Consider the following 1,042-nt stretch of genomic DNA (forward strand, 5'->3'; position numbering starts at 1 on the left):
TCGATAATCATTGCATGTGTATCTGCAAGTGACGTTTCACGAGCTAACTTCATCTTTAAAAGTAAACTTTTCCCGGAACCTGAGATCCCCGTCACACCAATGTTATAATTTGGTGGGCGATAATCTGCATTCCCGAACGAATTTAAAAATTCTATTTGCCCAGTAATTTTGTTCTTTCCTATTGGTATACCACCATTAAATCGTCCAGAACCTGATACAAATGGTGCAAATGTACATAGCGCTCGTCTATCAATATTTCGATATGTATCTTGCAAAGTGTTTGGTGCACCTAGTGGCATAACCGCTTTCAAACCACTTTTCACGCGATTCCAAGTACTTGCTATCTTAAAGTGTGATGCTTGCATTTCATCCTCAAGATACTCACATAAAACGTCTAATTCTTTCTTTGATTCTGCATATGCAACAGCCATCGTGCTCACCATATAGGAGTCATTCTCATTAAATTGAATTTCATCCATTAAATTGTTTGTATCTTGAATTTTTGCATCTAAGTCTTTTTCTTGGTCAATGTTTCCTCTTGTGCGTTGGAAAGAAAGGTTCGAACGTAACATCGTTAGCTGCATATCTAACGATCGCATCGCTTTCGCTTTTGGCTCTTTATGAATATCAATCATGACATCGACTTCCCCAGCTGAAGTTAACATGTTCAACCAATTGGTTTGCATCATACGAGGGTATCCATCACGTGGAATATAAAACGGACGGAAGAAGGTATTACTTCCTAAAGACTGCTTAATCACCCCATAGTCTTCTGCATCAATTTTCATGCCTTCTGGGGCAATGACATCAAACACGGTTGTTTGATTATCTAATTGAGTGGGTACCTCTTCTTGCTCCTGCTCTTCCTCCTCTAGTTCCAATTCATCCTTCTTTTCTGCTTCTAATTTCTTTTTTTCTTTTTTCTTCTTTCCAAACAACTTCATATTTACGCCACCCCATTATTTGATTTTTCAGCTTTTTCTTCTGCTAGAACTTTCTTTATTAACTCTAGTTTTCTCTCATTTGTTTCACCTGTTGAATA

At 37.7% G+C, this 1,042-nt stretch carries 1 pseudogene; it reads right to left on the minus strand.

Annotated elements, in window-relative coordinates:
* Positions 1-944, minus strand: a pseudogene (locus tag MR155_RS31180) (VirB4 family type IV secretion system protein); the annotation flags it as partial.
* Between the last annotated feature and the right edge of the window lie 98 nt (positions 945-1,042).

The organism is Bacillus cereus group sp. BfR-BA-01331, assembly GCF_022663915.1.
Classification (GTDB): domain Bacteria; phylum Bacillota; class Bacilli; order Bacillales; family Bacillaceae_G; genus Bacillus_A; species Bacillus_A mycoides.